12 protein-coding genes are annotated in these 15,826 nt (G+C 48.8%); 6 read left to right on the forward strand and 6 right to left on the reverse strand.

Annotated features, from left to right (window positions below; genetic code table 11):
* Positions 1 to 154 precede the first annotated feature (154 nt).
* Positions 155 to 904: a NigD-like protein gene (locus tag ITJ87_RS06655; protein ID WP_195690836.1), complete on the reverse strand. Its 750-nt coding sequence runs from the start codon at positions 902 to 904 to the stop codon at positions 155 to 157.
* Between the two features lie 373 nt (positions 905 to 1,277).
* Here ITJ87_RS06655 and ITJ87_RS06660 point away from each other — a divergent pair, with 373 nt between their 5' ends.
* Positions 1,278 to 1,808, forward strand: coding sequence for an HU family DNA-binding protein (locus ITJ87_RS06660; protein ID WP_008665685.1), 531 nt, complete (start codon positions 1,278 to 1,280; stop codon positions 1,806 to 1,808).
* 51 nt (positions 1,809 to 1,859) lie between these two features.
* On the opposite strand, the gene aroB is transcribed toward ITJ87_RS06660, so the two are convergent.
* Positions 1,860 to 2,921: a 3-dehydroquinate synthase gene (aroB, locus tag ITJ87_RS06665; RefSeq protein WP_117974686.1), complete on the reverse strand. Its 1,062-nt coding sequence runs from the start codon at positions 2,919 to 2,921 to the stop codon at positions 1,860 to 1,862.
* A gap of 207 nt (positions 2,922 to 3,128) precedes the next feature.
* On the opposite strand from aroB, the gene ITJ87_RS06670 reads away from it, so the two are divergent.
* The 3 genes from ITJ87_RS06670 to cls all read left to right on the forward strand — a co-directional run bounded on the left by ITJ87_RS06670 (position 3,129) and on the right by cls (position 8,192).
* A complete protein-coding gene (locus tag ITJ87_RS06670; RefSeq protein WP_016274145.1) occupies positions 3,129 to 3,542 on the forward strand; it encodes a hypothetical protein in 414 nt (137 codons plus the stop codon).
* A 108-nt stretch (positions 3,543 to 3,650) separates the two neighbouring features.
* Entirely contained in the window at positions 3,651 to 6,575 is a 2,925-nt protein-coding gene (locus ITJ87_RS06675; RefSeq protein WP_117964895.1) for a TonB-dependent receptor, read from the forward strand.
* Positions 6,576 to 6,752: 177 nt separating this feature from the next.
* Positions 6,753 to 8,192: a cardiolipin synthase gene (gene cls, locus ITJ87_RS06680; RefSeq protein ID WP_117964893.1), complete on the forward strand. Its 1,440-nt coding sequence runs from the start codon at positions 6,753 to 6,755 to the stop codon at positions 8,190 to 8,192.
* Positions 8,193 to 8,256: 64 nt separating this feature from the next.
* Here cls and rsmD read toward each other — a convergent pair whose 3' ends face one another.
* From rsmD to ITJ87_RS06695, 3 genes are read right to left on the reverse strand one after another with little or no spacing between them, the layout of a single operon-like run.
* Positions 8,257 to 8,805, reverse strand: a complete 549-nt coding sequence (rsmD, locus tag ITJ87_RS06685; RefSeq protein ID WP_117964891.1) for a 16S rRNA (guanine(966)-N(2))-methyltransferase RsmD — start codon at positions 8,803 to 8,805, stop codon at positions 8,257 to 8,259.
* Positions 8,796 to 9,575, reverse strand: a complete 780-nt coding sequence (locus ITJ87_RS06690) for a DUF3822 family protein (RefSeq protein ID WP_117588673.1) — start codon at positions 9,573 to 9,575, stop codon at positions 8,796 to 8,798. Before ITJ87_RS06690 ends, rsmD begins: the two co-directional genes overlap by 10 nt.
* 18 nt (positions 9,576 to 9,593) lie before the next feature.
* Positions 9,594 to 10,280, reverse strand: coding sequence for a hypothetical protein (locus tag ITJ87_RS06695; RefSeq protein ID WP_117964889.1), 687 nt, complete (start codon positions 10,278 to 10,280; stop codon positions 9,594 to 9,596).
* Positions 10,281 to 10,375: 95 nt separating this feature from the next.
* Here ITJ87_RS06695 and ITJ87_RS06700 point away from each other — a divergent pair, with 95 nt between their 5' ends.
* Together ITJ87_RS06700 and ITJ87_RS06705 are read left to right on the forward strand one after the other, a co-directional pair.
* The gene (locus ITJ87_RS06700) at positions 10,376 to 11,794 is read left to right on the forward strand and encodes an ATP-dependent RecD-like DNA helicase (RefSeq protein ID WP_117964887.1); all 1,419 of its coding nucleotides are present in this window, start codon (positions 10,376 to 10,378) and stop codon (positions 11,792 to 11,794) included.
* 76 nt (positions 11,795 to 11,870) lie between these two features.
* On the forward strand, positions 11,871 to 12,680 hold the full coding sequence (locus ITJ87_RS06705; protein WP_117588670.1) for a hypothetical protein: 810 nt from the start codon (positions 11,871 to 11,873) through the stop codon (positions 12,678 to 12,680).
* 453 nt (positions 12,681 to 13,133) lie between these two features.
* Here ITJ87_RS06705 and alaS read toward each other — a convergent pair whose 3' ends face one another.
* The gene (gene alaS / locus ITJ87_RS06710; protein ID WP_117680640.1) at positions 13,134 to 15,752 is read right to left on the reverse strand and encodes an alanine--tRNA ligase; all 2,619 of its coding nucleotides are present in this window, start codon (positions 15,750 to 15,752) and stop codon (positions 13,134 to 13,136) included.
* Positions 15,753 to 15,826 lie beyond the last annotated feature (74 nt).

The raw sequence follows: 15,826 nt of genomic DNA on the forward strand, positions 1-15,826 counted from the left end.
TTAAAATAGCAAATATTTATAGTGCTTTTTTTATTGAATGAACCTATATTTTGCAGTTTTAAGGCTTTCGGTCAACGTGTCCTGCTCTCTTTTTACTTGTATGCCTGCTTCGCAAGGCAATGGCTTTGAGCGGGCAGGCATACTTTGAATGAAGTTATTGCAGGTTTAGGCTATTTCTTACGGAAGTGACAGCCGGACTTTCGGACGTTACGGATTTCCGGGTACAATAATCGAATTCCGCAGACTTTTCGCCGCTGAATGATTTCCATTTCAGTTTCAATTTAACGGTCTTGCCTTCTGTATCAGGCAGGGCATCCAACTTGAAAGCAACCAGACCGTCCGCATACCTGCCGTAAATATCGCCCTTGGCATTGTGGCGGAATTCTACTTCATACGGGTTTTCCGGATTCTCGCTCAGCAGCAGATTGACAAAGTGCTTTGTTTGATAGTCTCCTTGCTGAGTTCTAAAGCGAAGGGTTAGATAACCGTCTTCTGCAATGGTCACCCAATCGTTCACAATTTCCACCGGGTCGGTGCCGTATACGGTATCGTTCTCTTCACCCAAATCCGGGGCGATGGGTTTGGTAAGGATACTGTCTATCCAGTTTATATGTACAGCTTGGGTGTAGATATCGCTGGGCTCGTCCACTTCCTTGTAGTTTACCAAAGCGCGGACTTCCTTTTCGCCATAGGGAGATTTCGTCATGTTGGTAGGCAGCAGAGTGGTCTTGTCATCCAATTGCAGAAAGACTGTCTGGTCTGCATCGGTCTTTACCGTTACCAGGGCATTGGGGAATCTCATGGCATAATTATCATCGTCGTCCAGGCATGATTGGAGGCTTAAGGAACTGATGGTTGCAATAGCGATTAAAATTTTCTTGTTAAAGATTGACTTTATTTTCATAGTGTACTCTTTTAAATTAAACATTCGGAATAGGCTTCACTTTTATAAAAATAGCATATTTGCGAAAACCCTGCATGCGGCATTGTTAATTAATGATAAGAGCCGGAGTAAGCTGGTGCGGAACATTATTCCCCGATACATGAAAGATATTTGTATATCAGGTGGAATATGATTATCTTTGCTGTATGAGATGCACATCTCGCGTGTGTTGAGATGTATGTCTCGAACTGCATGAGATGTGCATCTCGTGCATGTTGGGGAATAGCTGTCCGGCAGTATGGAAACTGGCTTTCTGTTGAGGGGAAGTAAACTTCGGGTGGGGTGTCGGCAGTCTGGTTGCAGTAAGAAACATTATGTTCATTGTGAAAAGAGTATGAGTATAGTCTATTTGGTTCGAAAGAAGGTTTTCCGCACGGCGGAAGGGGTGAAGCAACTCTATTATGCTGTGCAGCGTGTGTTACAGCGGCGTGGAGGTGTGACGGCAGAGCTGCTGGCGCAGCGTATGGCATCCAGAAAAGGGATGAGTTCGGGAGACGTGCAGAGTGTATTGATAGATTTGCCGAAGTTTATAGAGGAAGCGCTGATGGAGGGAGAGTCGGTGACCATTAAGGGGCTGGGTTCCTTCCATGTGGCGGTGACGAGTGACGGGTTTGAGCATCCCGACGATGTGATGCCGGGCAAGGTGCGCTTATCTCGTGTCTATTTTCGTCCGGATAAGTCGCTGGTGGCGAGGCTGAACAGCGGGATGGATTTCTACCGTTATCCGCTTAGCCGATATTTCCCTCACGATATGTTGCGGCCGGAAACGCTGCGAAAGGAGCGGGCCGAGGGAAAGACGGGAATTCCGGATGAAGACCCGGTTGGGATGGAAAATGATACGGAGGACTTTTCGGGGGAGGAGTGAGCGATGAATGTGGAAGAATTCAGAGAATACTGTCTCTCCTTGCCGGGAGTGCTATGCTCCCATGCACTCCCTATAAAAGTCGAACATCTCGAAGATAGTATCCTTGTCTGCCGTCTGGTTGAGACAGATGTTACCCACTTCTTTCAATAGGGTGAAGTTGATGACTCCGGCGGTATTCTTCTTGTCATGCTTCATCAGTTCGTACAGCTGGTCGTACTGTTTGCAGTTGAAGGAGAAGCTGCCATAATTCTCTTTGACGAATTGGATGGTCTGGCGCATCTTGTCCTTCGGGAATCCGGTCTTTATATAAGAAAGGTATAGTTCGCAGACCAGCCCCCATGCCACTGCATAGCCGTGCAGCACCGGACGGTTTTCGGCAAGGGCGAGGCTTTCGAAGGCGTGTCCCACGGTGTGCCCCAGGTTCAGGGCTTTGCGGATGCCATGTTCCTGCGGGTCTTCTTCTACGATGTGTTCCTTTACCTGCACGGAACGTCCTACCATGGACTTCAGCAAGGCATAATCTATCTTCTCCGTATCGAAGGCCAGCAGTTCTGCCAGATGTTCCGGGGTACTGATGAGGCCGTGCTTCAGCATCTCCGCATAGCCGGAGAAGAAGTTATGAGCATCGAGGCTGCGCAGGAACTCGGTTTCCAGCAGCACGCAGGCGGCAGGAGCAAAGACGCCGATTTCATTCTTCAGACCGTTGAAGTTGATGCCCGTCTTGCCTCCCACGGAAGCGTCGACCATGGCGAGCAGCGTAGTGGGAACGTTGATGTAGGCGATGCCCCGCTTGAAGGTGGAAGCGGCAAAACCGCCAAGGTCGGTCACCATGCCACCGCCCAGGTTGATGAGCAGGGAGTGGCGGCTGGCCCCTTTCTCACTCAGGGCTTGCCATACGGCAGCCAGCGTTTCCAGATTCTTGTGTACGTCTTCTGCACCGATAATAATTTCTTCCGCTTCTTCCAAGGCGGGGATACCGTCCAGATGCGGGCGGCAGAGGCGGTGGGTATGCTCGTCGGTAAGGATGAAAAGCTTGTCATGGGGACACTTCGCTATGGCATGCGTCAGGCTGTTTGCCAGTCCTTCGCAAAGGATTACTTCTTGTTTACTCATCTTGTTAATTACAAATTACGAATTACCAATTACTGATGTTACGGATTATGAAGGAAAGGGGGCCTTCTTCATTATATTGTGGCACAAAGATAGCTCTTTTGGCAATAAAACGTTATCTTTGTCCCGTGAAATTCTATGGGTGGCAAGGCGTTTCCGTCATCTGCCTCCCACTATTTGTAATTAGTAATTTGTAATTGATTGATAGAAATGAGAGCATTACTTCCCGTTTATTGCCGTCCGCTGGGTTATTTCATCATAGCTTTGGCGTTGTTCCTCCCTTTCATATTCCTATTGTGGGGAAAAGTGACAGATGCCAACTTGCTGTTTTACAAGGAATGCTCCAAACTCCTGATGATGATGGGGGCACTGATGATAATCTTTGCCTTGACGAAGAACGAGAATAAGGAGATAGAGCAGGTGCGCAACAAGGCCACGCGCAATGCCATCTTTCTGACCGTTCTTTTTATCTTCGGCGGTATGCTCTACCGGGTGGCGCAGGGTGACCTCCTTTCGGTCGATTCTTCTTCTTTTCTCATATTTCTTATATTGAATGTGCTTTGCTTGGAATTTGGTATAAAGAAAGCGACAGTTGATAGATTATTTAAGCGGAATAGTCGATAAACGGAGCAAATCGTCATGTGGGGCATTAAACCTTTTGCCCGGAAGTCTGTCAAATGAAACAGTGAATAAAAGGCATTGTTCATTTAAGAATAGACAAAGAATAGACACATGAAGAAAATTATCACGGGGATGGCGTTGCTGTTGGTAACAACGCTGTCTGCATTCTCACAGACCAAAAACATTACGGTATCGGGCCGTGTCGTGGAGGACACCAAGGAGCCCGCGATACAAGCTACCGTGCAGTTGCTTTTGTTGCCAGACAGTGTCCAGGCATCGGGTACGGCTACTACGGCACAAGGTTATTTCACTCTTCCCAAAGTCAGTGCGGGTAAATACGTGCTAAAGGTTTCTTATATCGGGTTCAAGAGCCGGTACATCCCTTTACATCTTTATGCCACGACAACCGCCAAGAACGTGGGTACCCTGACACTGGAAACGGATGCGGTGATGCTGGCCGAGGCTGTGGTTACGGCAGAAGCGCCGCAAGTGCAGGTGGTGGAAGATACATTGGTCTATAATTCCTCTGCTTATCGTACCCCCGAGGGAGCCATGCTCGAAGAGCTGGTGAAGAAGTTGCCCGGTGCGGAGATTGATGACGAGGGGAATGTGAAAATCAACGGTAAGGACTTGTCGAAGATTATGGTCGACGGGAAGGAGTTCTTTGGTGGAGACGTAAAGACCGGTTTGAAGAATCTGCCGGTAGATATGATAGAGAAGCTGAAAACCTACGACAAGAAGTCCGATTTGGCACGTATCACCGGTATTGACGACGGTGAGGAGGAGACGGTGCTCGACCTGACCGTAAAGAAAGGCATGAACCAGGGGTGGTTCGGTAATGCCGATGTGGCCGGAGGTACGGAAGACCGCTACATGGGACGTGTTATGCTGAACCGTCTTGTTGAAAATACTCAAGTTACTCTTATTGGCTCTGCCAATAACGTGAACGACCAAGGCTTTTCAGGCGGTGGCGGTCCTCCGCGCTGGCGCAGGAACAACGGACTTACTGCAACGAAAATGCTGGGTGTAAACTTCGCTACCCAGACCGATAAACTGGAACTGGGTGGTAGTGCACGCTACAACTATCAGGATGGGGACATTGCAAGCATTGGCTCTACCGAGGACTTTCTGCCGGACGGCAACTCTTACTCCAACTCGAACAGCAAGCAACGTAACAAAGCCAAGAATTTCAATGCCGATTTCCGTATGGAGTGGAAGCCGGATTCGATGACGAATATTATTTTCCGCCCCAACTTCTCGTATGGTAAAACGGACAATCTCTCCAATTCTGAGAACGGTACGTTCAATTCCGACCCTTACAGTCTGGTGAGCGCCCCCAATAACTGGCTGAATCTGGAGAAGATTCTCAATCCGGACGATGACCCGTTGAGAAGTATCCGTATAAATGCCATCAATAGCGGTTCGCTGAGTGACAATAAGAGTGTGTCTACGGATGCAACCTTGCAGTTGAACAGAAAGCTGAATGACAAAGGACGCAATGTCACGTTCCGTGGAAGGTTCGGTTATACCAATACTGACAACAACCAGTATACGGAGTCGGAAACGCACTACTTCCAGTTGTTGAATGCTTTGGGAGGAGACTCCATCTTGGTACGTAACCAGTACATCACTACTCCTACCAAGAACTACAATTACAGTGCACAGCTGACTTACAGCGAACCGATAGCCCGTGCCACTTTCCTGCAATTCAGCTATCAGTTCCAGTACAAGTACAGTGAGAGTGACAAGACGACGTACGATTTGCAGGGCTTTCCGGATTGGGGATTGTCAACCCAGCTTCCCACGGGATATGAAGAGCATGCGGTGGACAGTCTGGGTAAGTATGCGGAATATCGCTACTACAACCACGATGCATCCGTGTCCTTACGCTTTATCCGCGAGAAGTATCAGCTGAGCGCAGGTATGTCGTTTCAGCCGCAACATTCTGTGTTGTCCTATAAACGTGGCGACTATATGATTGATACCACCCGCAATGTGTTCAACTTCGCTCCGAACCTGGACTTGCGCCTCCGTTTCTCCAAAGTGAGCCAGCTGCGTATAACATACCGCGGGCGTAGCAGCCAACCGAGTATGGAGAATCTGTTGCCGATTGTGGACAACTCCAATCCGCAGAATGTGCGTATCGGTAATCCGGGCTTGAAGCCTTCCTTCACGCACAGCATGAGATTTTTCTATAATACGTATAATGCCGAAAAGCAACGCGGTATTATGTCGCACGTCAATTTCTCGGCAACGCAGAATAGCATCAGCAACAGCCGTGTGTACAATTCGGAAACCGGTGGATGGACTACAACTCCGAAGAATATCAACGGTAATTGGAATGCGTTCGGCTTGTTCGGCTTCAATACAGCGCTGCCCAATAAGAAGTACACCATCAGTTCTTTCTCCAATGCCAGATATCAGAACAATGTGGCTTATCTGACGTCCGGTAAGGGAGCAGATGCCGTGGAACGGAAGAATACGACCACCAACCTGACGCTGGGCGAACGTCTGAATGCCGCCTATCGTAACGACTGGTTTGAATTCGGCTTGAACGGAAGCATCTCCTATTCAATAGAGAAGGATAAACTGACGCCTGACAATAACCAGGAGCCCTATACCTTCTCCTACGGTGCCAATACGCAGATTTCCATGCCGTGGAACATGACGCTCTCTACCAACATTGCCAATCAGAGCCGTCGCGGATATACGGACAGTAGTATGAACCGTAATGAGCTTATCTGGAATGCGCAGTTGTCGCAGACTTTTCTGAAAGGAAATGCCACTGTCAGCTTCGAGATGTACGACATTCTGAAGAAGCAGAGCAACATCAGTCGTTCGCTGACTGCAAGCGGTCGCTCGGTGTACGAATATAACGGCGTGAACAGCTATTGCATGCTTCACTTCATCTATCGTCTGAATATTTTCGGCAGCAAGGCCGCACGCGACAAGATGCAGGGTCGACGTGGCTTCGGTGGTCCGGGCTTTGGTCCGGGGCATGGTCCTGGCCGTTTCGGAGGGCATAGGCCGTTCTAAAATCCTTTTCTGTATAAGGTTTGTAAAAGACACAGAGGCACAGAGCTTATTCTTTATATTATATAAGCTCTCTGTATCTCTGTGTCTTTGTGATTTTCCTTTTCTTTTTCTTTCATTTCATTTTTTGTACTTCATTTCTTTTTCCTACATTTGTTTCACACTTAATTGTCTGTGAACATGCTTGATTGGAACTTCATTGCCAGCCAGATTGCTACGATAGCCTTCGACATTGTTTATTTCGGTGCCATCATCGGAACGATTGTCGTCATTATCCTCGACAACCGCAATCCGGTGAAAACCATGGCATGGATACTGGTATTGATGTTCCTTCCTATCGTGGGGCTGGTGTTTTACTTCTTCTTCGGGCGTAGTCAGCGCCGTGTGCGCATGATAGGGAAGAAGAGTTACAGTCGCTTGTTGAAGAAACCTATGGCGGAATATCTGGCGCAGGATTCATGTACGCTTCCCATCAATTACAGCCGTCTCATATCTTTGTTCCGTAATACCAACCAGGCTTTCCCCTTCGATGGAAACCGGGTGGAAGTCTATACCCTGGGGCTCTCCATGCTGCAATCCCTGCTGCGCGAATTGGGGAAAGCAACGAAGCATATCCACATGGAATTCTATATCTTTGAGGACGATGCCATCGGGCGCTTGGTGCGTGATGTCCTGATGGAAAAGGCGCGTGCCGGGGTAGAGGTACGTGTGATTTATGATGATGTGGGTTGCTGGCATGTTCCCAACCGTTTTTTTGAAGAGATGCGCGAGGCCGGTATCGAGGTACGCAGCTTCCTGAAGGTACGTTTTCCGCTTTTCACCAGCAAGGTGAATTATCGTAATCATCGGAAAATAGTTGTCATTGACGGGCACATCGGCTTTGTGGGGGGGATGAATCTTGCCGAACGCTATATGCGCGGATTCTCATGGGGCATCTGGCGGGATACACATCTGCTGCTGGAGGGCAAGGCTGTTCACGGATTGCAGACCGCCTTCCTGCTCGATTGGTACTTTGTGGACCGTACACTGATTACGTCTACCCGCTATTTCCCGAAAATAGAAAACTACGGTACTTCCTTGGCACAGATTGTAACGAGTGAGCCCGTGGGCCCATGGAAAGACATTATGCAGGGCCTCGTCATATCCATTTCCAGCGCAAAGAAATACTTCTATATCCAGACTCCCTACTTCCTGCCAACCGAAGCCGTACTTGTTGCCATGCAGACAGCTGCCTTATCAGGTGTGGATGTGCGTCTGATGCTGCCCATGCGTGCTGATAATCGCTTGACACATCTGGGCTCCTGCTCTTATCTGGCAGATGTGCTCTATTCGGGAGTCAAGGTCTATTTCTATAAGAAGGGCTTCCTACACTCCAAACTGATGGTTTCGGATGATGAGTTGTCCACGGTAGGCTCCACGAATGTGGATTTTCGCAGTTTTGAACATAACTTTGAGGTGAATGCCTTCATCTATGACACAGAAACAGCGCTTCAGATGCGCGAAATCTTCCTCCAAGATCAGCGCGACTGCGTACAGGTATTCCTGAAGAACTGGGTGAAGCGCCCTTGGTATCGTAAGGCTGCAGAGAGTGTGGTGCGGCTGATGGCGCCGCTTTTGTAAGTGGAAAGTTGAAAATGAGATAAAAATCAATACCTGATACATTCTCACCATTCATTTCCCATTTTCAATTTTCACCTTTCCGTTTAAAGAATGAGAAGTTCACGCTCCCGTACACCCTTCTCTCCACAAAGTGCGGATGTCCTTCGAAACTGTTTTTCTTCCCGTGTTCCAGAACGAAGAGGCCGTCTTCTTTCAGCAGGTTGTTTTCGAAGATAAGGTCGGGCAAAGTTTCCAGCCCGGCAAGTTCGTAGGGAGGATCGGCAAAGATAAAGTCGAATTGCTCCCGTTCGCTTTTGAGGTATTTGAATACGTCACCGCGTATGGGCAGGCACTTGTCCGTCTTTAATTCCTGCATAATCTTGCAGATGAAGGCATAGTGGTCGCGGTCTTTTTCCACGCTGATTACTTGGTCGCAGCCTCTGGACACAAGCTCGATGCTGATGCTGCCCGTACCGGCAAATAGGTCGAGGGCACGGATGCCGTCCTCAAAGTCCATGTAGTTGGAGAGTACATTGAACAGATTCTCTTTGGCAAAGTCTGTGGTGGGGCGTGCCTTGAAGGAGTGGGGCACGTCGAAACGTCGTCTTTTGTATATTCCACTGATTACTCGCATAGGGTTATGGCTTGCAGGTCAAGATTAGTGGCGGGATTCATGATGAATACCTGCCGGATGAATTTTCGCAGTTCGGGCAGTAGCAGCTCTTTGTCGTTCAGGTCACCGGTTAGGTGCAGCTCATCGCGCTCCTGCTCGAAGCCGAGTTGTTTCCATATATATAATAGGTAGTAGACGCGGTCGGGTGTGCTTCTGCACTCAAAGGAATTGGCTAGAAGCAGGCGTCCGCGCTCGTAGCCGTATACGTCTACGGCATCTTTTCGCAAGTGTGCATACATTTTCCGGCTGTTGCCCAAGCGGCTCTTTGAAGAGAAGAACTCAATGAAGGGGCTGGCTTGGGAATAGAACTTGACACCGGGATACTGTTCGCGAAGGAAGGAACAGGCACTCTTATCCATGCCGAACAGTACGACAGTGTTGTTCTTATGCAGTATGTTGTATTGTACGGTTTCATTTTCCCGTTTAGGGTGGTTGTGATAGAAGATGATTTCCGTTTGTTCGTCTTCGAAGAACTCCAGGGGAATGAACGTGAAGCGTTTGTCTGCCATGAGCACATTGACACGGCGGAAGGGGCGTTTCAGCCACTCCAGCTCGCGGAAAGTCTGTTTCAGATTGGCAGTGAGGGAGAGGGACTCATCCACTTCACGGTCGTAGTAAGAAAACTCACCGTCGCCCAGAGGATTGAACACAGAAAAAGAAAATCCATCCGTGCTGAGACGGATGGATAATGTATACTGTTCCGATTTATTAAAATCAGTCGTTTCTATCATACGTTTGTCGGGGTGAGATTATTCCCAGTTACCGGCGTTGTTGTTAGCTGTTTCCAAGCTACCAATCATCAGACCGCAGTACTTGCCAAGTTTGGTTTGTACGTCCTTGATGTTAGCAATTTCCTGCTTATCCAGACCGTTCAAGTAAACTTCATACGGAGTCTTCACTTCGAGCAAACAGAAAGGAGCACCGGATTTGGCTGTATCGTTCTTGATGGCCATTTCGAATTGTGCACCGTTTCCGAAGGGAACATATCTCATTGAATCGGGGTTGAAACCTTTCGGGAAGATAGTGTCCAATACGGCTACCCACAAGGTATCACGTTTGAAGTTTTCCAATCCCCATTTCTTTACTTCATCATATTTGCCGGTCTTCTTGGCTTTATTGATGATGTTGATGGCTTTCTTTTCAGTCAGACCGTCTTCCAGCTGCTTATCGTTCAGTTCTCCTTGCTTGAAGATGAACGGAAGTTTCTGGTTTTTAACAAAGTCAATCAGAGAGTCGAAGCTTGCAGTATATTGCTGGTCATGTAAAGTACGATATTCCAATTGTGCTTTACGGATGTCAATCAGACGTGCAATGACAGCTGCATCTCTGTGCTTCTTTGCTTTTTCAAAGTTGATAGGACCCATAATGCTGGCGTAACAAATATAAATTAGCACCAAAGCACATAAGCCTAAAATGACATTAAATACTGTTTTCATGATAAATATGTTTTTTAGTTGTTATATTCGCACCGCAAAAATAAAAGAAATTAATTTAAAAACGATAGTTCCCTTTACTTTTTTCTGTTACAAAAATGATAAATAACTATTTAGAAAGGCAAATTAAGGAAAATTTTCCTTACCAACCAACTCCTGAGCAAGAAATTGCTGTAAAATCTTTATCGGAGTTCCTTCTATCACCTCGTAGCGAGGTGGTTTTTATGCTTCGTGGTTATGCGGGGACGGGCAAAACATCGTTGGTCGGTGCCTTGGTGCGGACGTTGGATAAGCTGCAACAGAAGTCGGTATTGCTGGCACCGACCGGGCGGGCGGCAAAAGTTTTTTCATCGTATGCGGGGCATCCGGCGTTTACAATTCATAAAAAAATCTATAGACAGCAATCTTTCTCCAACGAGCTGAGCAATTTTTCTGTGAACGATAATTTGACAACTCACACTCTCTATATAGTGGATGAGGCCTCGATGATTTCCAATGGGGGACTGTCCGGTTCCATGTTCGGCACGGGCAGGTTGCTGGACGACCTGGTGCAGTTTGTCTATTCCGGCCAGGGATGCCGTTTGCTGCTGATGGGCGATACGGCACAGCTGCCGCCAGTGGGGGAGGAGCAGAGTCCTGCCCTCTTTGCCGATGCCTTGAAAGGCTACGGGCTGGAAGTGGTGGAGGTGGACTTGACGCAGGTAGTGCGTCAGGAGCAGCAGTCGGGTATCTTGTGGAATGCCACCCGCCTGAGGCAGTTGATAGCGGAAGACGATTGTTACAGCCTGCCAAAAATAAAGGTTTCGGGGTTTGCCGATATTAAAGTTCTGCCCGGTAATGAGCTGATAGAAACGCTGAGCTCTTGCTACGACCATGACGGGCTGGATGAAACCATCGTGGTGTGCCGTTCCAACAAGCGGGCGAACATCTACAACAAGGGCATCCGTGCGCAGATTCTCTGGCGTGAGGATGAATTGAACACCGGTGATTTGTTGATGGTGGCGAAAAATAACTACTTCTGGACGGAAAAAGAGAAGGAGATGGACTTCATTGCCAACGGTGAGACTGCCGTAGTGCGCCGCGTGCGCCGTACGCGGGAGCTGTATGGTTTCCGCTTTGCGGACGTGACGCTGGTCTTTCCTGACTATAACGACTTTGAACTGGAAGTGAACATGCTGCTCGATACGCTGCATACCGACTCGCCTGCGCTGCCTAAGGCAGAGAACGACCGGCTTTTCTATTCCGTCCTCGAAGACTATGCCGACATCACCGTGAAGCGTGAGCGGATGAAGAAGATGAAGGCAGACCCGTATTACAATGCTTTGCAGGTGAAGTATGCCTACGCCGTGACTTGCCACAAGGCGCAGGGCGGGCAGTGGAGGAATGTATTTCTGGACCAGGGCTATATGACGGACGAATATTTGACACCCGATTACTTTCGTTGGCTCTATACGGCTTTTACCCGTGCCACGGGAACGCTCTACTTGGTGAACTATCCGAAAGAACAAATCGTTTGAAAAAGAGAGGGGTACCGATGCAGTATTCCGGTATTTTTTGTATTTTTGTAGATAGAACAACTATAACAGAACAAGTATGAAGAAGCTATATTCTCTCTTTGCCTTGATAGCACTACTGTTTACCGCTTCCGGTTGCGAGGACGATTACCGGAGCATGGTACTTTTCGAAGGCGTGGAGCCTATTTATCAGATTGGGACATGTGATAATCTGGTGTCTAATCTTTCTTATTATCTTTCTGAAACAAACGAAGATACAGTGCTGGGCATTGACGGTGGTGACGGTTCCTATAATGTGATTAACGAACATGAGTCGGTGGCTTCCGTGACTTTTACCGATGAGGTCAACGGTTATCAGCGTATCAAAATTCATCCGTTGGCAGAGGGAGAGACGATTGTGAAGGTGATGGATGGTTCCGGTGAGGAGACCCAACTGCGCATCACGGTGAAAGGTCGCAGGCAATATACGTTGACGAAGATGGGCTCCGAGTATGGTATCAGTAATGGTGCACTGACGGAACTGCTGAGTGATGTCTCTAAGGCGCTTGCCGAGCGTCCTTGGGTGAAGGATGGCGGGTATTATGTGCTGGTACCCGAAGATTTCTCCAATAGTATGTGGAAAGGTGTATTGGAAATCTATCCGACGGGGAAAGAGGAGGAACCGCTAATGGGAATATACGAGACAGTTCCAGTGGAAGATGAGAACGGAGATACATATGCACTGTGGCAGTTTACTTATAATGGAGAGAAGAGGCTCTTTACGCGGACGGTCTCGGGAAATGGTAAATGTGTACTTGCGGAAAATGTAACTCCTTTCTGTCCTTCCGGTTTGTTGCCCGAAGGTGCACTGGTGGTTTATCGCGAGATGTTTCTACTTCGGACGGAATGAGGTTTTAGTGAAAATCTTGTCAAGAGTAGATTTACGAAAGATTAACAGACGGGAGGCTTAGGCTTCCCGTTTTTGTTTCTGTTGTGCATCATCTGTCTGTTCTGTATGCATCATTCGTTTGCTTCGAATGCATTGTCTGTTTGTTCTGGACTAATCATCCGTTCCCTCCACTTCACTGTCCCAAACCTTAGGGTTTTTCACGGAAACCCCAGGGCTTTGGAGGGTAAATGCCAGCCATTTCACTTGCTAAGGTGTGGCATTTAGGATGGTAAGGTGTGGAGTTTGGGGAGCCGGCATGTGGCATTTCAAATGGAATACCGTGGAGGATAAAAAGAAAAGGAGAAGCAATGCTCCTCCTTTCCCGGTAGTTTAATTTTGAAATATCTAAAAAATGACATTACAAATATACAACATCACAGAGGCGATGTCAAGTGTTTCGCCAATTATTTTCAATTATAATCCTGCCAATTCCAAAACTTTGTCAATGGCAGCGTTCAGTCCGTCAGCATTCTTACCGCCGGCAGTTGCAAAGTGGGGCTGGCCACCGCCACCGCCTTGGATAAGTTTGGCAGCTTCTTTCACCAGGTTACCGGCTTTCAGTCCGCCTGCCACGAGGTTGTCGCTCAGCATGACGGTCAGCATCGGCTTGCCTTCGGCTTCTGTTCCCGCTACGAAGAACAGGTTTTCCGTAATCTGGCCACGCAACTGGAAGGCGATGTTCTTCACTGTTTCTGCCGACAGGGGAGCACAGAACTTGATGACTTTAACGCCATTGACTTCCTGCACGTTCTTCAGCAGTCTTTCTTTCAGCTGTGCTTCTTTCTCTTTCATGAAGTCCTCTACCTGCTTCTTCAGTCCGGCGTTTTCGTCAATATACTTACGGATGGTTCCGGCAAGGTCGGGTGCGTTGTTGAAGAGCGCCTTCAAGTCGTGCAGCGTGTCCTCGATGGTGTTCATCAGTTCCTCCACGCGTGCACCCGTGTAGGCTTCGATACGGCGCACACCGGCAGCCACGGAGCTTTCGGAGATAATCTTCACCATACCGATGTTTCCGGTTGCAGCCACGTGCGTACCACCACAGAATTCTACGGAAGAACCGAACTGGATAACGCGTACATGGTCGCCGTACTTCTCGCCGAACAGAGCGATGGCGCCCAGTTCTTTGGCTTCTTCGATAGGAATGTTGCGGTATTCCTTCAAAGGTATGTTGGCGCGAATCTTTGCATTAACGATGTGTTCCACCTTGCGGATTTCCTCGTCCGTCACCTTCTGGAAGTGTGAGAAGTCGAAACGCAGGGAGTCCGGTGTAACCAAAGAGCCCTTCTGCTCTACATGCTCGCCCAATACTTCGCGCAGCGCAGCATCCAGCAAGTGGGTGGCAGAGTGGTTGGCGGCACAAGCGGCACGCTTGTCGGTATCCACGCATGCCATCATCGGAGCTTCCATGTGTTCGGGCAGCTTCTTGGTGATGTGGATAGGCAGGTTGTTCTCCTTCTTGGTGTCTACCACTTCGATGGTTTCAAACTCGTTCACCAATACACCGGTGTCACCTACCTGACCGCCGCTTTCGGCATAGAACGGAGTCTTGTCCAGTACAATCTGATACAAGGTTTGGTTCTTCTGCTTCACTTGGCGGTAGCGCAGAATGGATGTTTCGTATTCCGTATAGTCATATCCTACGAATTCGGTAGTACCCTCCTTTAGCGTAATCCAGTCACCAGTCTCTATGGCGGCGGCATTGCGGGCACGCTGTTTCTGCTGCTGCATTTCGGCGTCAAACTCCTTGATGTCGGCAGTCATGCCGTTTTCGCGGAGAATCAGTTCCGTCAAGTCGAGCGGGAAACCGAAGGTATCATATAAGGTAAAGGCATCCTTTCCGCTGATTTCGTTCTTGCCGGCGGCTTTGGCGTCTGCCATGGTCTTTTCCAGCAGGCGGATACCCGTCTCCAGGGTGCGGAGGAAGGAATCTTCTTCTTCCTTGATAACTTTGGCAATCAGTTCCTTCTGTGCATCCAGTTCGGGATAAGCGGCGCCCATGTTCTCGATGAGTACGGGGAGGAGCTTGTACATGAATGCCTGCTTCTGTCCGAGGAACGTGTAACCGTAGCGCACGGCACGGCGGAGGATACGACGGATGACGTAACCTGCCTTGGCATTGCTCGGAAGCTGTCCGTCGGTGATGGAGAAGGCGATGGTGCGGATGTGGTCGGCAATTACACGCATGGCGATGTCCGACTTCTCATCTTCGCCATACTTCTTGCCTGCCATGTCTCCGATGGCTTTCAGTATCGGTTGGAATACGTCGGTGTCGTAGTTGGAGGTCTTTCCTTGCAGTGTGCGCACCAGTCGCTCGAAGCCCATGCCGGTGTCGATAACCTTGGCGGGAAGTCCTTCCAGGCTGCCGTCCGCCTTGCGGTTGAACTGCATGAACACGAGGTTCCAGATTTCAATCACCTGCGGGTGGTCTTTGTTCACCAGCTGGCTGCCGGGTACTTTGGCCTTCTCTTCTTCCGAACGGGAGTCCACATGGATTTCCGAACACGGACCGCACGGTCCCGTATCACCCATTTCCCAGAAGTTATCGTGTTTGTTGCCATTCAGAATGTGGTCTTTCGGCAAGAACTGCTCCCAGTAAGAAGCGGCTTCGTTGTCGCGTTCCAGTCCTTCTTCGGCGCTACCTTCGAATACGGTGGCGTAGAGGTCTTTGGGGTCGAGTTTCAATACATCCACCAGATACTCCCATGCCCAGGAGATGGCTTCCTTCTTGAAGTAGTCGCCAAACGACCAGTTGCCCAGCATCTCGAACATGGTGTGGTGGTAGGTATCGTGACCCACTTCCTCCAGGTCGTTGTGCTTTCCGCTTACGCGAAGGCATTTCTGCGAGTCAGCAACTCTTTTGTATTTCGCCGGGTGGTTGCCCAAAATGATATCTTTAAACTGGTTCATTCCCGCATTGGTGAACATCAACGTGGGGTCATCCTTAATCACCATCGGGGCCGAAGGCACTATCTGGTGGCCTTTACTTTCGAAGAAACTCTTGAAAGAGTCTCTGATTTCGTTTGCAGTCAACATACTCTCTATTGATTTATCTGATTCTAATTTGATTTACCTTCTCTTGTCGTTTTTTGCCCGTTTCTTACTACTAA

Origin of the sequence: Bacteroides sp. HF-162, from assembly GCF_015679285.1 — a bacterium.
Taxonomy (GTDB): Bacteria; Bacteroidota; Bacteroidia; order Bacteroidales; family Bacteroidaceae; genus Bacteroides; species Bacteroides uniformis.

Excerpts from the sequence above, each read along its gene's own strand:
- ITJ87_RS06690 (WP_117588673.1), bottom strand. The coding sequence starts at position 9,575 with ATGATAGAAACGACTGATTTTAATAAATCGGAACAGTATACATTATCC.
- ITJ87_RS06655 (WP_195690836.1), bottom strand. The coding sequence starts at position 904 with ATGAAAATAAAGTCAATCTTTAACAAGAAAATTTTAATCGCTATTGCA.
- alaS (WP_117680640.1), bottom strand. The coding sequence starts at position 15,752 with ATGTTGACTGCAAACGAAATCAGAGACTCTTTCAAGAGTTTCTTCGAA.
- rsmD (WP_117964891.1), bottom strand. The coding sequence starts at position 8,805 with ATGCGAGTAATCAGTGGAATATACAAAAGACGACGTTTCGACGTGCCC.
- ITJ87_RS06675 (WP_117964895.1), top strand. The coding sequence starts at position 3,651 with ATGAAGAAAATTATCACGGGGATGGCGTTGCTGTTGGTAACAACGCTG.
- ITJ87_RS06670 (WP_016274145.1), top strand. The coding sequence starts at position 3,129 with ATGAGAGCATTACTTCCCGTTTATTGCCGTCCGCTGGGTTATTTCATC.
- aroB (WP_117974686.1), bottom strand. The coding sequence starts at position 2,921 with ATGAGTAAACAAGAAGTAATCCTTTGCGAAGGACTGGCAAACAGCCTG.
- ITJ87_RS06660 (WP_008665685.1), top strand. The coding sequence starts at position 1,278 with ATGAGTATAGTCTATTTGGTTCGAAAGAAGGTTTTCCGCACGGCGGAA.
- ITJ87_RS06700 (WP_117964887.1), top strand. The coding sequence starts at position 10,376 with ATGATAAATAACTATTTAGAAAGGCAAATTAAGGAAAATTTTCCTTAC.
- cls (WP_117964893.1), top strand. The coding sequence starts at position 6,753 with ATGCTTGATTGGAACTTCATTGCCAGCCAGATTGCTACGATAGCCTTC.
- ITJ87_RS06705 (WP_117588670.1), top strand. The coding sequence starts at position 11,871 with ATGAAGAAGCTATATTCTCTCTTTGCCTTGATAGCACTACTGTTTACC.
- ITJ87_RS06695 (WP_117964889.1), bottom strand. The coding sequence starts at position 10,280 with ATGAAAACAGTATTTAATGTCATTTTAGGCTTATGTGCTTTGGTGCTA.